This window comes from Rossellomorea vietnamensis NBRC 101237 (assembly GCF_001591825.1).
Taxonomy (GTDB): domain Bacteria; phylum Bacillota; class Bacilli; order Bacillales; family Bacillaceae_B; genus Rossellomorea; species Rossellomorea vietnamensis.
Genome location: NZ_BCVQ01000045.1, coordinates 18,141 through 32,651 on the forward strand (window position 1 = coordinate 18,141; position 14,511 = coordinate 32,651).

Annotated in this window: 16 protein-coding genes; 5 read left to right on the forward strand and 11 right to left on the reverse strand. The window is 46.8% G+C overall.

Going from position 1 to position 14,511, the window contains the following annotated elements:
• Nucleotides 1-314: 314 nt before the first annotated feature.
• Nucleotides 315-2,033: an acetate--CoA ligase gene (gene acsA / locus BVI01S_RS17705; protein ID WP_034765737.1), complete on the reverse strand. Its 1,719-nt coding sequence runs from the start codon at nucleotides 2,031-2,033 to the stop codon at nucleotides 315-317.
• A gap of 253 nt (nucleotides 2,034-2,286) precedes the next feature.
• Here acsA and BVI01S_RS17710 point away from each other — a divergent pair, with 253 nt between their 5' ends.
• The 4 genes from BVI01S_RS17710 to BVI01S_RS17725 all read left to right on the forward strand — a co-directional run bounded on the left by BVI01S_RS17710 (nucleotide 2,287) and on the right by BVI01S_RS17725 (nucleotide 6,065).
• Nucleotides 2,287-2,919 carry a GNAT family N-acetyltransferase gene (locus BVI01S_RS17710; protein ID WP_034765734.1) on the forward strand — a complete coding sequence of 211 codons (633 nt, stop codon included), beginning with the start codon at nucleotides 2,287-2,289 and terminating at the stop codon, nucleotides 2,917-2,919.
• 29 nt (nucleotides 2,920-2,948) lie between these two features.
• On the forward strand, nucleotides 2,949-3,596 hold the full coding sequence (locus tag BVI01S_RS17715) for an acetoin utilization AcuB family protein (protein ID WP_034765732.1): 648 nt from the start codon (nucleotides 2,949-2,951) through the stop codon (nucleotides 3,594-3,596).
• Nucleotides 3,593-4,768 carry an acetoin utilization protein AcuC gene (locus tag BVI01S_RS17720; protein ID WP_061811129.1) on the forward strand — a complete coding sequence of 392 codons (1,176 nt, stop codon included), beginning with the start codon at nucleotides 3,593-3,595 and terminating at the stop codon, nucleotides 4,766-4,768. The genes BVI01S_RS17715 and BVI01S_RS17720 overlap by 4 nt, the downstream gene beginning before the upstream one ends.
• 187 nt (nucleotides 4,769-4,955) lie before the next feature.
• Nucleotides 4,956-6,065 carry a hypothetical protein gene (locus tag BVI01S_RS17725; RefSeq protein ID WP_061811119.1) on the forward strand — a complete coding sequence of 370 codons (1,110 nt, stop codon included), beginning with the start codon at nucleotides 4,956-4,958 and terminating at the stop codon, nucleotides 6,063-6,065.
• A 63-nt stretch (nucleotides 6,066-6,128) separates the two neighbouring features.
• Here BVI01S_RS17725 and moaA read toward each other — a convergent pair whose 3' ends face one another.
• Genes moaA through mobB form a run of 3 tightly spaced genes read right to left on the reverse strand, consistent with a single transcriptional unit; the run spans nucleotide 6,129 to nucleotide 8,295 of the window.
• Entirely contained in the window at nucleotides 6,129-7,136 is a 1,008-nt protein-coding gene (gene moaA, locus BVI01S_RS17730; protein ID WP_061811120.1) for a GTP 3',8-cyclase MoaA, read from the reverse strand.
• A gap of 33 nt (nucleotides 7,137-7,169) precedes the next feature.
• Nucleotides 7,170-7,760 carry a molybdenum cofactor guanylyltransferase gene (locus BVI01S_RS17735; RefSeq protein ID WP_061811121.1) on the reverse strand — a complete coding sequence of 197 codons (591 nt, stop codon included), beginning with the start codon at nucleotides 7,758-7,760 and terminating at the stop codon, nucleotides 7,170-7,172.
• Nucleotides 7,753-8,295: a molybdopterin-guanine dinucleotide biosynthesis protein B gene (gene mobB / locus BVI01S_RS17740; RefSeq protein ID WP_061811122.1), complete on the reverse strand. Its 543-nt coding sequence runs from the start codon at nucleotides 8,293-8,295 to the stop codon at nucleotides 7,753-7,755. Before mobB ends, BVI01S_RS17735 begins: the two co-directional genes overlap by 8 nt.
• A gap of 98 nt (nucleotides 8,296-8,393) precedes the next feature.
• Here mobB and moaC point away from each other — a divergent pair, with 98 nt between their 5' ends.
• The gene (moaC, locus tag BVI01S_RS17745) at nucleotides 8,394-8,885 is read left to right on the forward strand and encodes a cyclic pyranopterin monophosphate synthase MoaC (protein ID WP_061811123.1); all 492 of its coding nucleotides are present in this window, start codon (nucleotides 8,394-8,396) and stop codon (nucleotides 8,883-8,885) included.
• 35 nt (nucleotides 8,886-8,920) lie between these two features.
• Here moaC and modB read toward each other — a convergent pair whose 3' ends face one another.
• From modB to BVI01S_RS17780, 7 genes are read right to left on the reverse strand one after another with little or no spacing between them, the layout of a single operon-like run.
• A complete protein-coding gene (gene modB, locus BVI01S_RS17750) occupies nucleotides 8,921-9,580 on the reverse strand; it encodes a molybdate ABC transporter permease subunit (RefSeq protein WP_061811124.1) in 660 nt (219 codons plus the stop codon).
• Between the two features lie 29 nt (nucleotides 9,581-9,609).
• Nucleotides 9,610-10,368, reverse strand: a complete 759-nt coding sequence (gene modA, locus BVI01S_RS17755) for a molybdate ABC transporter substrate-binding protein (protein ID WP_082804777.1) — start codon at nucleotides 10,366-10,368, stop codon at nucleotides 9,610-9,612.
• Nucleotides 10,369-10,377: 9 nt separating this feature from the next.
• Nucleotides 10,378-10,908: a MogA/MoaB family molybdenum cofactor biosynthesis protein gene (locus BVI01S_RS17760; RefSeq protein ID WP_061811126.1), complete on the reverse strand. Its 531-nt coding sequence runs from the start codon at nucleotides 10,906-10,908 to the stop codon at nucleotides 10,378-10,380.
• 21 nt (nucleotides 10,909-10,929) lie between these two features.
• On the reverse strand, nucleotides 10,930-11,160 hold the full coding sequence (gene moaD, locus BVI01S_RS17765) for a molybdopterin converting factor subunit 1 (RefSeq protein ID WP_034765717.1): 231 nt from the start codon (nucleotides 11,158-11,160) through the stop codon (nucleotides 10,930-10,932).
• Nucleotides 11,153-11,629 carry a molybdenum cofactor biosynthesis protein MoaE gene (locus BVI01S_RS17770; protein WP_061811127.1) on the reverse strand — a complete coding sequence of 159 codons (477 nt, stop codon included), beginning with the start codon at nucleotides 11,627-11,629 and terminating at the stop codon, nucleotides 11,153-11,155. Before BVI01S_RS17770 ends, moaD begins: the two co-directional genes overlap by 8 nt.
• Nucleotides 11,622-12,938, reverse strand: coding sequence for a molybdopterin molybdotransferase MoeA (locus tag BVI01S_RS17775; protein WP_082804778.1), 1,317 nt, complete (start codon nucleotides 12,936-12,938; stop codon nucleotides 11,622-11,624). Before BVI01S_RS17775 ends, BVI01S_RS17770 begins: the two co-directional genes overlap by 8 nt.
• Before the next feature lie 10 nt (nucleotides 12,939-12,948).
• Nucleotides 12,949-13,962, reverse strand: a complete 1,014-nt coding sequence (locus BVI01S_RS17780) for a MoeB/ThiF family adenylyltransferase (protein WP_061811128.1) — start codon at nucleotides 13,960-13,962, stop codon at nucleotides 12,949-12,951.
• Nucleotides 13,963-14,511: the final 549 nt, after the last annotated feature.

A 14,511-nucleotide genomic window follows, 5' to 3' on the forward strand; every position in this document is an offset into this window, starting at 1 on the left:
CGACATAAGCGGAAATATTCCGACTAAGCAAAGCAATAGTAACCATTTTCACGTATTTTCGAGTAAATAGTCGGAATTTTTCCGTCTATTTAAGATATTTTCCGTTATATTTCATAAATAAGCGGAATTCTTCCGCTTATTGACGAAACCGGCTTTAGCCTCATTTATTGAATACAGACAAAAGAAAATTCAAAACAGCCTTAGAGATATATACATCTCTAAGGCTGTTTGCCTGTGTTGTAAACTGGGTTGCAATTATCCCAACACAAAGAAACCCCCACTCACAAAGAGCGGGGGTCCATCCAATACATCTATCAGTCTTCCATCGTACTCAAATCACCTGTCGGCAGGTCTAGCTCCCATGCCTTCAATACGCGGCGCATGATTTTTCCGCTTCGCGTCTTCGGAAGCTTATCGCGGAATTCGATTTCCCTCGGTGCCGCGTGGGCAGCGAGACCTTTTTTCACGAACTGGCGAATCTCTTCCTTCAACTCGTCCGTCACTTCGTATCCGTCACGAAGGGCGATGAATGCTTTGATGACTTCACCGCGGACAGGATCGGGCTTACCAATGACACCAGCTTCTGCGACAGCCGGATGTTCAACAAGCTTGCTCTCCACCTCGAAAGGACCTACCCTTTCTCCAGAAGTCATGATGACATCATCGATCCGGCCCTGGAACCAGAAGTATCCGTCTTCATCCATATAAGCGGAATCCCCTGATACATACCAATCGCCAGGCATGAAGTATGATTCATACTTCTGTGGGTTATTCCAGATCTGATTCATCATCGATGGCCAGCCTTTTTTGATGGCCAGGTTCCCCATCCGGTAAGGTGGTACTTCATTTCCTTGATCATCGACGATTGCCGCTTTAACGCCAGGGAATGGTTTCCCCATGGAGCCAGGTTTGATCTCCATGCTTGGATAGTTACAGATCAGCTGTCCGCCTGTTTCCGTCATCCACCACGTATCATGGATGCGCAGGTTGAATACTTTCATCCCCCAACGGACGACCTCGGGATTCAATGGCTCCCCAACGCTCAGGATATGACGCAGGGAGCTCAGGTCGAATTGCTTCACGACTTCATCCCCGGCACCCATCAGCATTCTGAAGGCAGTCGGTGCACTGTACCAGACCGTCACACCATAGTCTTCAATTGTTTTATACCAGTTCTCCGGCTTGAAACGTCCCCCGACAATGACATTGGAGGCGCCCGTCAGCCAAGGGCCGAAGATTCCATAAGAAGTACCTGTGACCCAGCCTGGATCCGCTGTGCACCAATACACGTCTTCTTCCTGGAGATCCAATACCCACTTAGACGTTTGATAATGCTGGATCATCGCGTTATGGACGTGAAGCACCCCTTTAGGTTTTCCGGTGGAACCGGACGTATAGTGAAGGATCAGACCATCGTTCCGGTCCACCCATTCCACTTGAAGCTTATCACTCGCTTCAGAGAATTTAGCCATAAAGTCCACATGCACATCATCTTCCTCCACCTCTTCCCCTACAAGGAAGACATGCTTCAGATTCGGCAGTTCACTTACAGGAACCCTTTTCAAAAGCTCGGGAGTAGTGATGAGAACCTTTGCTTCGCTATCCTCCAGGCGGTCCCGGACAGCTCCCTCCATGAAAGCTTCAAATAGCGGTCCCACGATGGCTCCGAGTTTGATTGCACCCAGGACGGAGAAATATAACTCCGGTGATCTTGGCATGAAGATGAACACGCGGTCACCTTTTTCCACATCCCCAAATCGCTTCAATACATTTCCTGCTTTGTTCGACATCTTCTTCATATCAGAGTACGTATATTTTTCATCACGTTCTGCATCTCGGTAATAAAGAGCGACCTTATTCTTCCTGAAAGACACTGCATGCCGGTCAATCGCTTCGTGAGCAAGATTGACGCGACCTGTTTCCGCCCATGAAAATTCCTTCTCGACCTCTTTCCAATCGAATGAATCATACGTATTTTCATAGTTTTCAAGATTATAGTTTCCCTTTGTCACTGGTAGCGCTTCCACTTTCATATACCGTATCCCCCTTATGTAAGAAATTACAATCTTATTATAGTATAAAACGAATATTTTCTCAATTTTTTAAAAAATCTGCCATGGAGTATATCTACTGGATTTTGATTCAATCCCCCCTCAAAACCTTGTCTTTAATAGGTATTTCAGAATAACAATCCCAAGCTAAACGTCTGAATTTTTTGTGAAAGCGCTCTCTCGTTTTTATTTTCATGTATAATGGAAGGGAGGAATATCTTTAGGTGGTGTCCAGATGAAATTGAAAAAAACCTATAATGCAACAGAGTTAAAGACAACAAAAGGAAATATCATTATTGAAGGTCCGATTTCGGCAGAGGAGTTATCACGCCTTGATTTCCATGAGGACCTGGTCGCTTTCAGACCCCCGGCCCAGCAGCACAAAGCCCTTGTCGAGATCGCCGGTTTACCGGAAGGGCGCATCTTGATTGCCAGGGACCATCATACAATCGTCGGGTACGTTACATATTTATACCCTGATCCCCTCGAACGGTGGTCACAGGGGAAGATGAAGAACCTGATCGAACTTGGGGCCATCGAGGTCATCCCAAAATTCCGCGGGGCGGCCGTCGGGAAGAATCTATTGAAAGTATCCATGATGGATGATCATATGGAAGATTATATCGTCATTACGACAGAATACTATTGGCACTGGGACCTTAAAGGGACGGGCCTTAATGTATGGGAATACCGGAAAGTGATGGAGAAAATGATGAACGCCGGCGGATTGGAATACTATGCAACGGATGATCCTGAAATCAGTTCCCATCCGGCCAACTGCTTAATGGCGAGAATCGGCAAACGGGTGGATGCAGATTCCATTCAGCAATTTGACCAGCTTCGATTTATGAATCGTTTTATGTATTGACGTGACTGTTTCTAAAAGGGGTGGAGAGCGTGATTGTAGAAGAGATAATGAAAACGAAAATCGAAACATTGAAAGCCGACGATACGATCGAATCGGCCATCAATTTAATGAGGGAAAAGAAAATCAAACATATCCCGATCACGAATGACGAGATGGAAGTCGTCGGCATCGTAAGTGACCGGGACGTGAAGGATGGTACACCTTCCATCTTCCATGACGGATCCGTGACGTCCGAGCTGCAGAAGCCTCTTAAATACATCATGAAGACCGATGTGATCACGGGGCATCCACTGGATTTCGTGGAAGAAGTCGCTGCCCTCTTTTATGAGCATCATATCAGCTGCCTTCCTATACTGAAGGAAAAGAAACTCGTCGGGATCATTACGGAAACCGATCTGCTGTATACTCTCATTCAATTGACCGGTGCACATCAGCCCGGATCCCAGATTGAAGTGAAGGTCCCTCATAAGGCAGGCATCCTCTATGAAGTGGCAGGCATCATCAGACGGCATAATTCCAATATCCAAAGTGTCCTCGTCTACCCGGACAAAAAAGACGAAGCCTTTAAAATCCTTGTATTCAGGGTACGGACGATGAACCCGATGAACGTGATCAGTGATCTTAAAAAAGAAGGATATGACGTGTTATGGCCAAACATGCCGGGAATCTCATCATGACAAAGGATGCTGTCTTCATTTATTCAGATGAACTGCTGGGGTACCGGTTCTCTGATGAGCATCCCTTCAATCAGACCCGGATCACCCTGACGATGGACCTCTTAAAGGAAGTGAAGGCTCTTCAACCGGATGACATCGTCCCTCCGCGAATGGCTACTGATGATGAGTTGTTCCTTAATCATGATCCCAACTATGTAAACGCTGTCAGACAAGCGAGTAATGGCCAGCTTTCTCAAGATCAGGCAGAAGGGTTCGGGATCGGTACAGAAGATACCCCTATGTTTCAAGGTATGCATGAAGCTAGTGCGTATTTAGTGGGCGGCACGCTGACGGCCGTTGACTGCGTCATGACCGGTAAAGCGAAGCATGCCCTTCACTTGGGGGGCGGATTGCACCACGGGTTCAAGGGGAAGGCTTCTGGATTCTGCATTTATAATGACAGTTCCGTGGCGATCCGTTATTTACAGGAAAAATACAGGGCAAGGGTATTGTACGTCGATACCGATGCCCATCATGGGGATGGGGTCCAGTGGTCATTTTACGATGACCCCGATGTTTGCACCCTCTCGATTCACGAGACAGGCCGGTATCTCTTCCCGGGAACGGGCAATATCAATGAGCGGGGTCACGGTAAGGGATATGGATATTCATTCAATATCCCCCTCGATGCCTTCACGGAGGATGAATCGTGGCTCGAGGCCTATGAGACGTCCTTCAGGGAAGTCATTGAATTCTTCAAACCGGACGTGATCCTCACCCAAAACGGGGCGGATGCCCATTACTATGATCCACTCACCCATCTTTCGGCAACCATGAACATCTACCGGGAAATCCCCCGCATCGCCCATGAGCTTGCCCACGAGTATTGCGATGGCAAATGGATTGCCGTCGGCGGAGGCGGCTATGACATTTGGAGGGTCGTCCCCCGTGCCTGGAGCATGATCTGGATGGAAATGACGGGGCAGGTGGACCTCGCTTCCGCTTTTCCGTCCAAATGGGTCGAACGATGGAAAGGCAAAGCCGGCGTCACCTTACCGACAGAATGGACAGATGCACCCAATATCTATAAGCCGATACCGCGAAAAGGAGAAATCACGGAGAAGAACAAACAAACCGTTGAAAAAGCCCTTTATTCCATTCGGCAGCAGCTGAAACACAAACCATCGATGTAATGCAACACTAACAAGTGTACAGTAGAGATGATAGAATGATAGAATAAGTGCCGAGCCCCGAAACATATGCCAGGGTTTGGCGCTTTTCTGATTAAATCTTTCTATCAATTTGTTTACATAGCTTTCTTGTAAAGGAAAATGTGTTAAACTCCTCCATAATCTTCTAAGAAAAAGGATGTGTGAGGCAATGAATAAATATTTGCCGCTAATGTTAACCGTAACACTTGCACTGGGAGCCTGTTCCTCCCCCACTGCAACAAAAGAACATGAAAAGAAAGAAGCCACTTCGGAACAAGATAAGACAGAAAAGAAACCGAAAGAAGACAAGGTAGCAGAAAAGAAGGAAGAGAGTCAGCCACCTTACAAACCGCTGGAACCTGCTAAGGATGCAGTGTCCTTGAAGGAAAGCCTGGCTGAAGAAACACCGGCCGAAGAAACAGAGACCGATCAGGAGGGGCAAAAGGAAAAACCTCAGCGTACGGTACCTTTGGGTGAGACGCTTGCTAACGGTGTGGAAGACCCATCGGACGGACCATTAAAGAATCATCGTCTCGTAACCTACTACGGAACTCCAGCATCGAAACATATGGGGATTCTCGGAAAATACGAACCAGAAGAATACATAAAGAAACTGAAAGAACAAACCCAGGTCTATTCTGATCTCGACCCAGACCGTCCAGCGGTCCCGACGATTGAATTGATTACCACCATGGCCCAAAATGCGCCGGGTCCAGACGGTGATTATGTGCAGATGACGTCTGAGGAAAATATCGAAACGTATGTGAAGCTTGCCGAGAAGCATGATGCTCTCGTACTGCTCGATATCCAACTCGGAACGGATACGGTGATGAATCAGGTGAAAATGGTCGAAAAGTGGCTTAAGCGCCCGAATGTTCACCTCGCCATCGATACGGAATTCCACGTAGCGGAAGGTGAAAAACCCGGAGAGGATCTCGGTGAAGTCGATGGCCGCAACATCCAGGAGGCCATCGAGTATATAGGGGCGATGGCGGAAGAAAATAACCTCCCGGATAAACTCGTCCTCGTCCACCAATTCACCGGTCCCGTGCTGACGAACAAAGATGCGATCAAACCGACTGAAAACGTCGAAGTCGCCATCAACTTCGATGGCTGGGGAGCAGCCGCGGATAAGCAGGCATTGTATGGCAGATACGTCCGGGATGAACCGACCCAGTATGGCGCCTTCAAAGTCTTCTATGAGAAGGATTTCCCTGTCCTGACACCCGAAGAGGTGCTGAAAATGGATCCGAGTCCGGCAGTCGTCAACTATCAGTAATTACGTTGACCCGTATAAAAAAAGCAAGGATTTCTCTTTGATGAGAAACCCTTGCTTTTTCATTTATCCTCCAATATAGGACATCTCGATTTTCCGGGATGCCTGGCTTTCTTCCGTTCTTATTTCAGAATAACGATCATCCCGTTTTTCCCAAACGCCTCTGATCGCCTCTTTCAATTCATCATCTGAAGCATTACCCCGTATCATGGACTTCAAGTCGAATCCGCTTTGGGCAAATAGACAAGTGAACAGCTTTCCATCTGTGGATACCCGTGCCCGGTTGCAGCTCGTACAAAAACTTTCGGTCACGGAGGAAATGAATCCCACCTCCGTATCGGTCCCGCTATACCGATACCTTTTTGCCACCTCTCCGACGTAACCTGGCTCGACGGGTTCCAACGGATAGTGACTGTTTATGAGATCATGGATTTCCTTCTTGCTGATGACATCTTTATAATTCCAGCCATTTGTGGTTCCGACATCCATAAACTCGATGAACCTGAGAGCGATCCCTTCTCGTTTGAAATAGTGGACCATGGGCATGATCTCATTGTCGCTAAGACCTTTTTTCACGACCATATTCACTTTCACTTCAAGGCCTTCCCCTTGTGCAGCACGAATTCCATCTAATACAGGCTTTACTCCCCTGCCCACATCATTGATTTTCATAAATACCTCATCATTCAAGGAATCCAGACTAACATTCACTCTTGTAAGGCCGGCTTGTTTCAATGCCTTTGCATGCTTCGGCAGGAATACCCCGTTTGTCGTCAAGGCGATATCCTTTATCCCTGACACGTTATATAAGCTTTCAATCAGGACAGGCAGATTTCGTCTAAGCAACGGTTCTCCTCCCGTGAGCCGGATTTTTTCCACACCGAACTCAGAAAAAATGCCGGCTAAACGAGTGATCTCCTCAAATGAAAGAATCTCTTCTCTTTCTAAAAAGGGATAATCTGCACCAAAAATTTCTTTCGGCATGCAATACCTGCACCGGAAATTACATCGATCCGTTACAGAAATCCTCAAATCACGAAGGGTTCGAGTTCTCTTGTCTTTGATATGTTCCATGCAGGGCTCACTCCAGTTACATATTTCATACTTTCATTTAATATGAGTGTCGTAATCTTGCTTCGTATTGATATTATGAAAGGCTTCGCTTTCTCCTATTTCCTCTTCTGTCAGATAGAGGACAGAGAGTCCTTTAAGTATAGTACCCATTTTGTACTCTTCACTAACGAGCTGGTCATAGATTCTTTCCCTGACAGAATCCCGGTACAGGGCCAATAAAGGCTGAAGCTTACCTCCGATGACCGGCACAATCGCATCGTACTTTCCATCTATTTTACTTACCAGGCAGTCCACTAAACTACTCGTCACAAGCGGTACATCGACAGGGAGGACGGCATACCATTCCGCTTGGTATTCATTCATGGCCGTGTAGATTCCAGCCAGGGGTCCACAGTCTTTGAATTCTTCCATATCCTCCACTACCTTCACCTTTGCCAAAGCATTGAATCGGGGAAATAACGTTCTGCTCGTTACAATGATCACCTCATCAGCAAATGAAGAAACGGCCTGAAGAGAGTGTTGAAAGAACGGCTTTCCTTTGTAGAGTGAGAAAGCTTTATCGCTTCCGAACCGCCTGGATTGTCCACCTGCCACAATGACTCCGGCTATTTTGACTTCACGCATCCTCCGCACCTCTTTCCTTTTTCAAAGATGACTGAACCCATGAAAGATACCACTCTTCAAATTCCTTCATCCTGTCAGGTGAAAAATAAGCGATCTTCTCCTTCTGCCCTTCAATCGGGAAAGGGGCGATCACCGCCATCACATTCTCGATTTCCTGAAGGAGTCGATGATCCCCCTGATGCCGGAGAAGAACAATCTTGGGATATCGTTCCCTTTTGTATCCTTCTACTATGATCAGTTCCGTTTTCATATAAGAATAGATTGAGAGAATATCATCAAGCTGCCAATCCGGTTTTGAAATGGACAGCTGAAGCATGCCATCTCCTTCTACACCTGATATCTTCGCTCCAGCCCTCTGGTGAAAAAAACTATCTGTGTCTTCAACCACATCGGGCGTACCGCCGTGACCATGATGCTTACACGAAGAGACCGAAATCCCTGATGAAGTCGCCCATTCGATCATGCGGCACACCAGGGAAGTCTTCCCGCTATTCTTATATCCAACCACCTGTATGACCGGAACACCCTTGAACACACGCATCACCTCTCTGTCATTTATTAAATCCCTGTTCCAGGAGTGGGCAATTTACTTTCCTATCCATTACGATTACACTAAAAACAGAGGTGAACACAATGTCTAACTTTACTCATTTTAATGAAGAGGGCAGAGCGAAGATGGTTGATATATCCGGTAAAGAGGAAACCGTCCGGAATGCCATTGCTCACTCTTCGATTCAAGTCAATCAGGAAATTCATCAAAAGATCGTCGATCATGATTTTAAAAAAGGCGATGTCCTTGGTGTGGCCCAGGTTGCCGGTATCATGGCGGCAAAACAAACATCTGCCATTATCCCGATGTGCCATCCCATTCCCATTAGCAGTGTCAATATCTCTTTTAATTGGAAAGAGATGAATGATGCCACTTATGAGTTACATATTACGGCAGAAGTCAAAACGAAAGGGAGCACCGGAGTGGAGATGGAAGCCTTGACTGCCGCTACGGCAACAGCCCTTTGTGTGTATGATATGTGTAAGTCTGTAGATAAAGGGATGATCATCGGACAAACCTACTTATTGCATAAATCGGGCGGGAAAAATGGTGATTTCAACCGGGATCATCTGTGACACGCCATCCCCATGAATCTTCCGGCCTTCGATTTTCAAGGCCGGTCGTTGATTCGGTTCACCAATAACAGGAAGAGGAAGGAAAGGGCAATGCTTATTCCGACATATTTCCACGCTACCCCGTCTTCCCCGGATTCAATGGCAACGTAAATGGCCGTTGAGATGGTCTGGGTTTTTCCAGGGATGTTCCCTGCAAACAGTAAAGTGGCACCAAATTCCCCCAATGCCCTTGTGAAACTGAGTACCGATCCGGTCAGCAGGGATCTGCTTGCAAGCGGGATCGAAACGTACATGAGTGTCTTCCTCTCTGAAGCCCCATCCACCCGTGATGCATCCTCGATATCTTCATCTATGCCGAGAAATCCCGCTTTGGCTGATTGATACATCAAAGGGAACGCCACCACGACAGCGGCCACGATGGCGGCATATGGTGTAAACAAAATCGTTTCTCCCATTACTTTTTCTATAGCTCTCCCTATTGGACTATTGATCCCAAACACTATGAGAAGGATAAACCCAACGACCGACGGGGGTAATACCAGCGGCAGCATGAACAGGGTTTCCAAAACGGTCTTGCCCCGAAAATTAATCCGGGAGAACGTATGAGAAAGTGCTACAGAAACAATGAACGTAAAAATAGTTGCTGATGCTGCCACCAAAAGGGAAAGCTTGATAGGGAACCAAAATGATTCCATCTGAATGTCCACCTACTTTTATTCACAAATTACCCTTTCGAAAATCCAAATCTTTCAAACGTCGCTTTTCTTTTATCACTGATGACAAATTTATAGAAAGCGGCTGCTTCTTTAGGATGCTTGCTGCTTTTCAATACTCCGGCGTAGTAACCGATCTTTGAATGATAGGAAGGGTTGATCTCCTGAATGGATTTCACCTTTTCGCTTGCGGTCAAATCACTGGCATAGACAATCCCGAACGAAACAGACTGATTCTCTACCAGTGTAAGCACCCCTCTAACATCTTTGGCCAATACCAGCTGATCCTTGACCATATTCCATTTATCCATTCCCATAAGTGCCTGTTTCGCATAGTTTCCCGCCGGTACGAATGCCGGGTTCCCTATGGCAAGCTTATCCTTTGAGCGGGAAAGGTCATCAAGACTCCGACCCCTGCTGGAAACAGGTGCGATGATCACTAACCGGTTTGTTAAGAACGACCCTCCAAGACTTGGGTCAATCAATGCCCGGTCTACCAATCTCTCGTAATCCTTTTTTGATGCAGAAAGGAACACATCACTCGGTGCCCCCTGTTCCACCTGTTTTCTTAATGACCCGGTCCCTCCAAAGTTAAAGACGACCTGAATGGTGGGATGCTGCTTTTCAAAATCCTTTTTCACTTCCATCATACTATCCTTCAGACTGGCCGCTGCCGAAATGGTCAGGGTGACCTTGTCCCGGTCTTCAGGAGAACAGCCGGTTACGAAGAGTATTGTGGTGATGATGATCCATATCCCTTTTCTCATCATGTGTTCCTTCTACCTCGAATCCTTTGTCAATTCATTTGCTATATGACCTATTTCGGGAATGATCAATTGTTCCATCGCAAGTTTCACAGCCCCCGATGAACCCGGCATGGAAAAGATGACCGTGTCATCCGATACCCCTGCAATCGCCCTTGATAGGATGGCGGCAGACCCTATATCATCCCGGTAGCTCAGGAATCGGAACAGTTCCCCAAAACCTACCAATTCTTTATCCAATAATGATTTTACCGCTTCTATCGTTACATCCCTTTTACTGATGCCGGTTCCACCATTTAATAGAACCGCCTGTATATCTTGATTATGTATTGCTTTTTCCAGTTCGGCCGTGATGAGGCTGATATCATCTTTTACGATTTCATATTCAGCGACTGCATGGCCTGATTGGTGGAGAAGTTCCTTCAGCAGCTTTCCGCTTTTATCTGTATCTTTTGTTCTTGTATCGCTTACTGTCAACACTTTACATGAGATTACTTTAACCGATGACTTCCGATGTTCTGCTAGCAATGGATCGTCCCCTTTCATGTCTTTATCATTCGCTGTCCATTATCCCCCGCTGACTGGGGGAATGAGGGCAACGACGTCCCCTGATGAAATCACTTCATCTTCCAGGGAGTATTGTTCATTGACGGCAACCATGACTCCATCCAGGGGAAGATGATACTCGTCCATCAGCCTTTCCTTTAACTCTTTCACGGTGAGTTCCCCCTTGTCGATCGTCACCTCTTGTCGACCTGCCCTTTCCTGCAGATGGGCAAAAAGGAATACCTTAATCATCCGTTCCACTTCCTTTCATCGGTTTCCCGTCAGGATATTCCACCTGCTGTAGTTGATCTCCTATCCACTGTTCCCCATCTTCCCAGTGCTCTTTCTTCCAGATCGGGACGACTTTCTTTATCTGTTCAATCACGTATTCATTGGCTTCATAGGCCGCTTTCCTGTGGGGGGATGATACGGCAATGACCACTGCGAGATCGGATATTTCGAGTCTTCCCACCCGGTGTGTGATCGCTACCTTGGCAGCCGGCCATTTGTCTTGGACCTGCCCCCCAATTTCTGCAAGTTTCTTTACAGCCATAGATTCATAGGCTTGGTACTCCAAATAAAGAGTTCTACTTCCTTTCGTCCATTCTCTGACGGTTCCGCAAAAAATGGTCACGGCTCCAGCGTCCCGGCTTTCCACTTTCGCAGAAACTTCTTCAGGATGAATAGGAGCGTCTGTTATCACAAATAAATCATCATTCACGGAGCTGCATCCTTTCTTCACTTGATTTTTTTTTCTGAAAAGGATTCCCGAACTGATCACTGCCCTGCTGATCGTCCAGCAGCAGGACCTGAACCCGCATCCCCTGCTTATATCCCCTTGTTCCCCCCGGAAGGACAATAAGGACATTGGCAGATGCCAGGGAGGAAACGACCCCTGATTTATCCAAACCTGTAGGTGCAGCAAACACGTTTCCGCCTGAATACGTCATTTCACCCCTGACAAACCGGGTAAAGGGATTCGGCTTAGGAAAATCTTTACCGAGAACGGCTTCTTCACTTCTGACAAAAAGGTGGGGGCACTGTAAATAAAATCGAATGACCGGTCGGACGAATAATTCAAAACCTACATAACAGGCAGATGGATTGCCGGATAACCCGAATAGGAGCTTTCCCTCCTTCTCTGCTACCGTTGTGACACTTCCAGGCCGCATTCCCACTTTATTGAACAGCACATTGGCTCCAAGCTTACGATAAATATCCGGAAGATAATCATAATCTCCTACGGATACACCGCCTGTCGTGATCAGAAAATCCACCTGTTGAAGGGCATTTTCCACGTGTTTGAAGCACAAATCAAAGTCATCGCTCAATTGCCCCAGGAAGATCCCTTCGCCCCCTGCCCGTTCAATCTGGGAGAGAACCATATAGGAATTACTGTTCCGGATCTTGCCGGGGACGAGTGGTTCATCTATTTCAAGCAGTTCACTTCCAGTCGCGAGGACCCCTACTTTCGGTTTCCTGCTGACGGGTACTTCCTTATAGCCGAAAGTGGCCAGGAGCGCCACGATCCCGGGATTGATGAACGTTCCTTTTTCAGCAAGGATCGTCCCCTTTTTCGTATCCTCCCCACGGAAGGAAATATTGTCCCCCTCCTTATACGGCCGGTTTATGGTGATATATGCTCTTCCGTTTTCCTCCAGGTTCTTCACCAATTCAAGCATGACCACTGCGCTCGCTCCTTCGGGAATCGGTGCGCCTGTCATGATCCTGACGGCCTGGTTTTCTTTTAATGGTTGATCGTATACACTTCCTGCCCCTATTTCAGATACCACTTCCAACTTAACAGGATTTTCCCTCGACGCATCCACCGTATCCTCGGCTCTTATGGCAAACCCATCATATGGGGAGCGGTCAAATAGAGGGACATCATGATCGGCAAATAGATTTTCCCCAAGAATTCTTCCGGATGCCTTTTCGATTTCCACGGTTTCGATTGTGCCTCTCTTTTTATACTTCAGGAGACATTCTATGGCTTCTTCTACCTTCATGGGCGTTCGACGTTCCAACATCTGCTCCCTCCTATCCGATTAAGCGATGATAAATCTTTTTAGCTTCGTTCATATCATTGGTTCCGTGGATGAATGTCCGGCCATCATGGAAGAACACGATCCTGTACGGCTCATAATGAAATGAAAGCAAATAGGGATTCCGCTTCATTTCCCCTAACCCCTCTAAGTTTCGTTCCAGTTCATGTAACGAGTGTGGATGATGGGGAGACCTGATCTGCACTGTGTCCCTTCCGCAAAGGACCGTTGTCTTCATCCTGTTTTCGAACTGTAAATATGGATAAACAGGATTTTCACCACAGGAAGGGCAGTCCTCCCTTTTCGCCTTTGATGCATTCATCGTAAAGGATTGATTGCCCCACAGATCGAAGGTGATCAGCCCACTTCTCAATGAGTCATAATCGTCCACTAAAAGCTTCAGTGCTTCCGTCGTTTGATAGGCCGCTACCATTTGCACCGCAGGAGCGATGATGCCGGAAGAATCACACGTCCCCCCCGACATCGGAACGGATCCCGTGAGACAATTCAAGCATGGCGTCTTTCCCGGAAGGATCGTATAGCTCATTCCTGTGCTCCCGACACAGGACCCATATATCCACGGGACGTGATATTTAAGAGAGATGTCATTTATGATCATTCGAATATCAAAGTTATCTGTACAATCCAACAACAGATCCGCATCCCTGGCGATTCCCGACAGCCACTCTGCGTCAGCTTCTGCCACGCAGGCGGTGATATGTACTCCTGAATGAATCTTTTCCAATCGGTTTTTGGCGGCGACCGCTTTAGGTAAGCCCTCTACGGCATCGCTCTCTGTATATAACTGTTGACGGTGAAGGTTGCTCATCTCCACATAATCGCGGTCAATGATTGTCAATCTACCTACGCCTGCCCTGACAAGGGATTCTGCATTGGCAGATCCCAACGCCCCCGCCCCGATCACGACGACATGCTTTTCAGCTATTTTTCCCTGCCCGGCTTCCCCAATCGGTTTGAACAACATTTGTCGGGAATATCTGTCACTCATCCTGCTTCCGCCCCCTTTAAACTCTGTTTGTTTCAAGTGAAGGATCAGCATCCCTTCCCAGAACTCTATTTTTCAGAGCATTCTTAAAAATTATAGAAACATTATCTTTTACCCTAAAGTGACCATTTATATTCCTATATATCATTATAAGTTTCTATCAATCTCTCTTTTTCACCGACATCACGCCGTTTATACGGTTTATATTAAGCACTTTTCCCAAAGGTTGTTTTCTAACATAGGAAATGCCGAGGCTCTGTCTATGTGAGGATGGGATAGATGGTGAGGGGAACGGCTTCGCTTTCCGGCGGACGAACGAACAAGCCTCCTCGCATTCGCTGCGGGGTCTTCTCTCGTCCGTTTTTCTGCAGGAGTCTACGCCGTTCCCCTCCCCATCTAAAAGAGATATCGTGACAGAGCTTACTAGTGGAAAAACGAATGGAATAATACTTTACTATTCAAGCTAAAATCGACCACTATGCACATAAAAAAATGATTTTTTCTAAACGTGTATGGAAGTATATTAATCTCCATACCAATACAGTTGATTGT

What these genes read in the sequence shown, in the direction of transcription:
- moaD (WP_034765717.1), bottom strand. Translation starts at nt 11,160, where the DNA reads ATGATTAAGGTATTCCTTTTTGCCCATCTGCAGGAAAGGGCAGGTCGA.
- acsA (WP_034765737.1), bottom strand. Translation starts at nt 2,033, where the DNA reads ATGAAAGTGGAAGCGCTACCAGTGACAAAGGGAAACTATAATCTTGAA.
- moaC (WP_061811123.1), top strand. Translation starts at nt 8,394, where the DNA reads ATGTCTAACTTTACTCATTTTAATGAAGAGGGCAGAGCGAAGATGGTT.
- BVI01S_RS17780 (WP_061811128.1), bottom strand. Translation starts at nt 13,962, where the DNA reads ATGAGTGACAGATATTCCCGACAAATGTTGTTCAAACCGATTGGGGAA.
- BVI01S_RS17735 (WP_061811121.1), bottom strand. Translation starts at nt 7,760, where the DNA reads ATGCGTGAAGTCAAAATAGCCGGAGTCATTGTGGCAGGTGGACAATCC.
- BVI01S_RS17725 (WP_061811119.1), top strand. Translation starts at nt 4,956, where the DNA reads ATGAATAAATATTTGCCGCTAATGTTAACCGTAACACTTGCACTGGGA.
- moaA (WP_061811120.1), bottom strand. Translation starts at nt 7,136, where the DNA reads ATGGAACATATCAAAGACAAGAGAACTCGAACCCTTCGTGATTTGAGG.
- modB (WP_061811124.1), bottom strand. Translation starts at nt 9,580, where the DNA reads ATGGAATCATTTTGGTTCCCTATCAAGCTTTCCCTTTTGGTGGCAGCA.
- BVI01S_RS17775 (WP_082804778.1), bottom strand. Translation starts at nt 12,938, where the DNA reads ATGTTGGAACGTCGAACGCCCATGAAGGTAGAAGAAGCCATAGAATGT.
- modA (WP_082804777.1), bottom strand. Translation starts at nt 10,368, where the DNA reads ATGATGAGAAAAGGGATATGGATCATCATCACCACAATACTCTTCGTA.
- BVI01S_RS17720 (WP_061811129.1), top strand. Translation starts at nt 3,593, where the DNA reads ATGACAAAGGATGCTGTCTTCATTTATTCAGATGAACTGCTGGGGTAC.
- BVI01S_RS17760 (WP_061811126.1), bottom strand. Translation starts at nt 10,908, where the DNA reads ATGAAAGGGGACGATCCATTGCTAGCAGAACATCGGAAGTCATCGGTT.
- BVI01S_RS17710 (WP_034765734.1), top strand. Translation starts at nt 2,287, where the DNA reads ATGAAATTGAAAAAAACCTATAATGCAACAGAGTTAAAGACAACAAAA.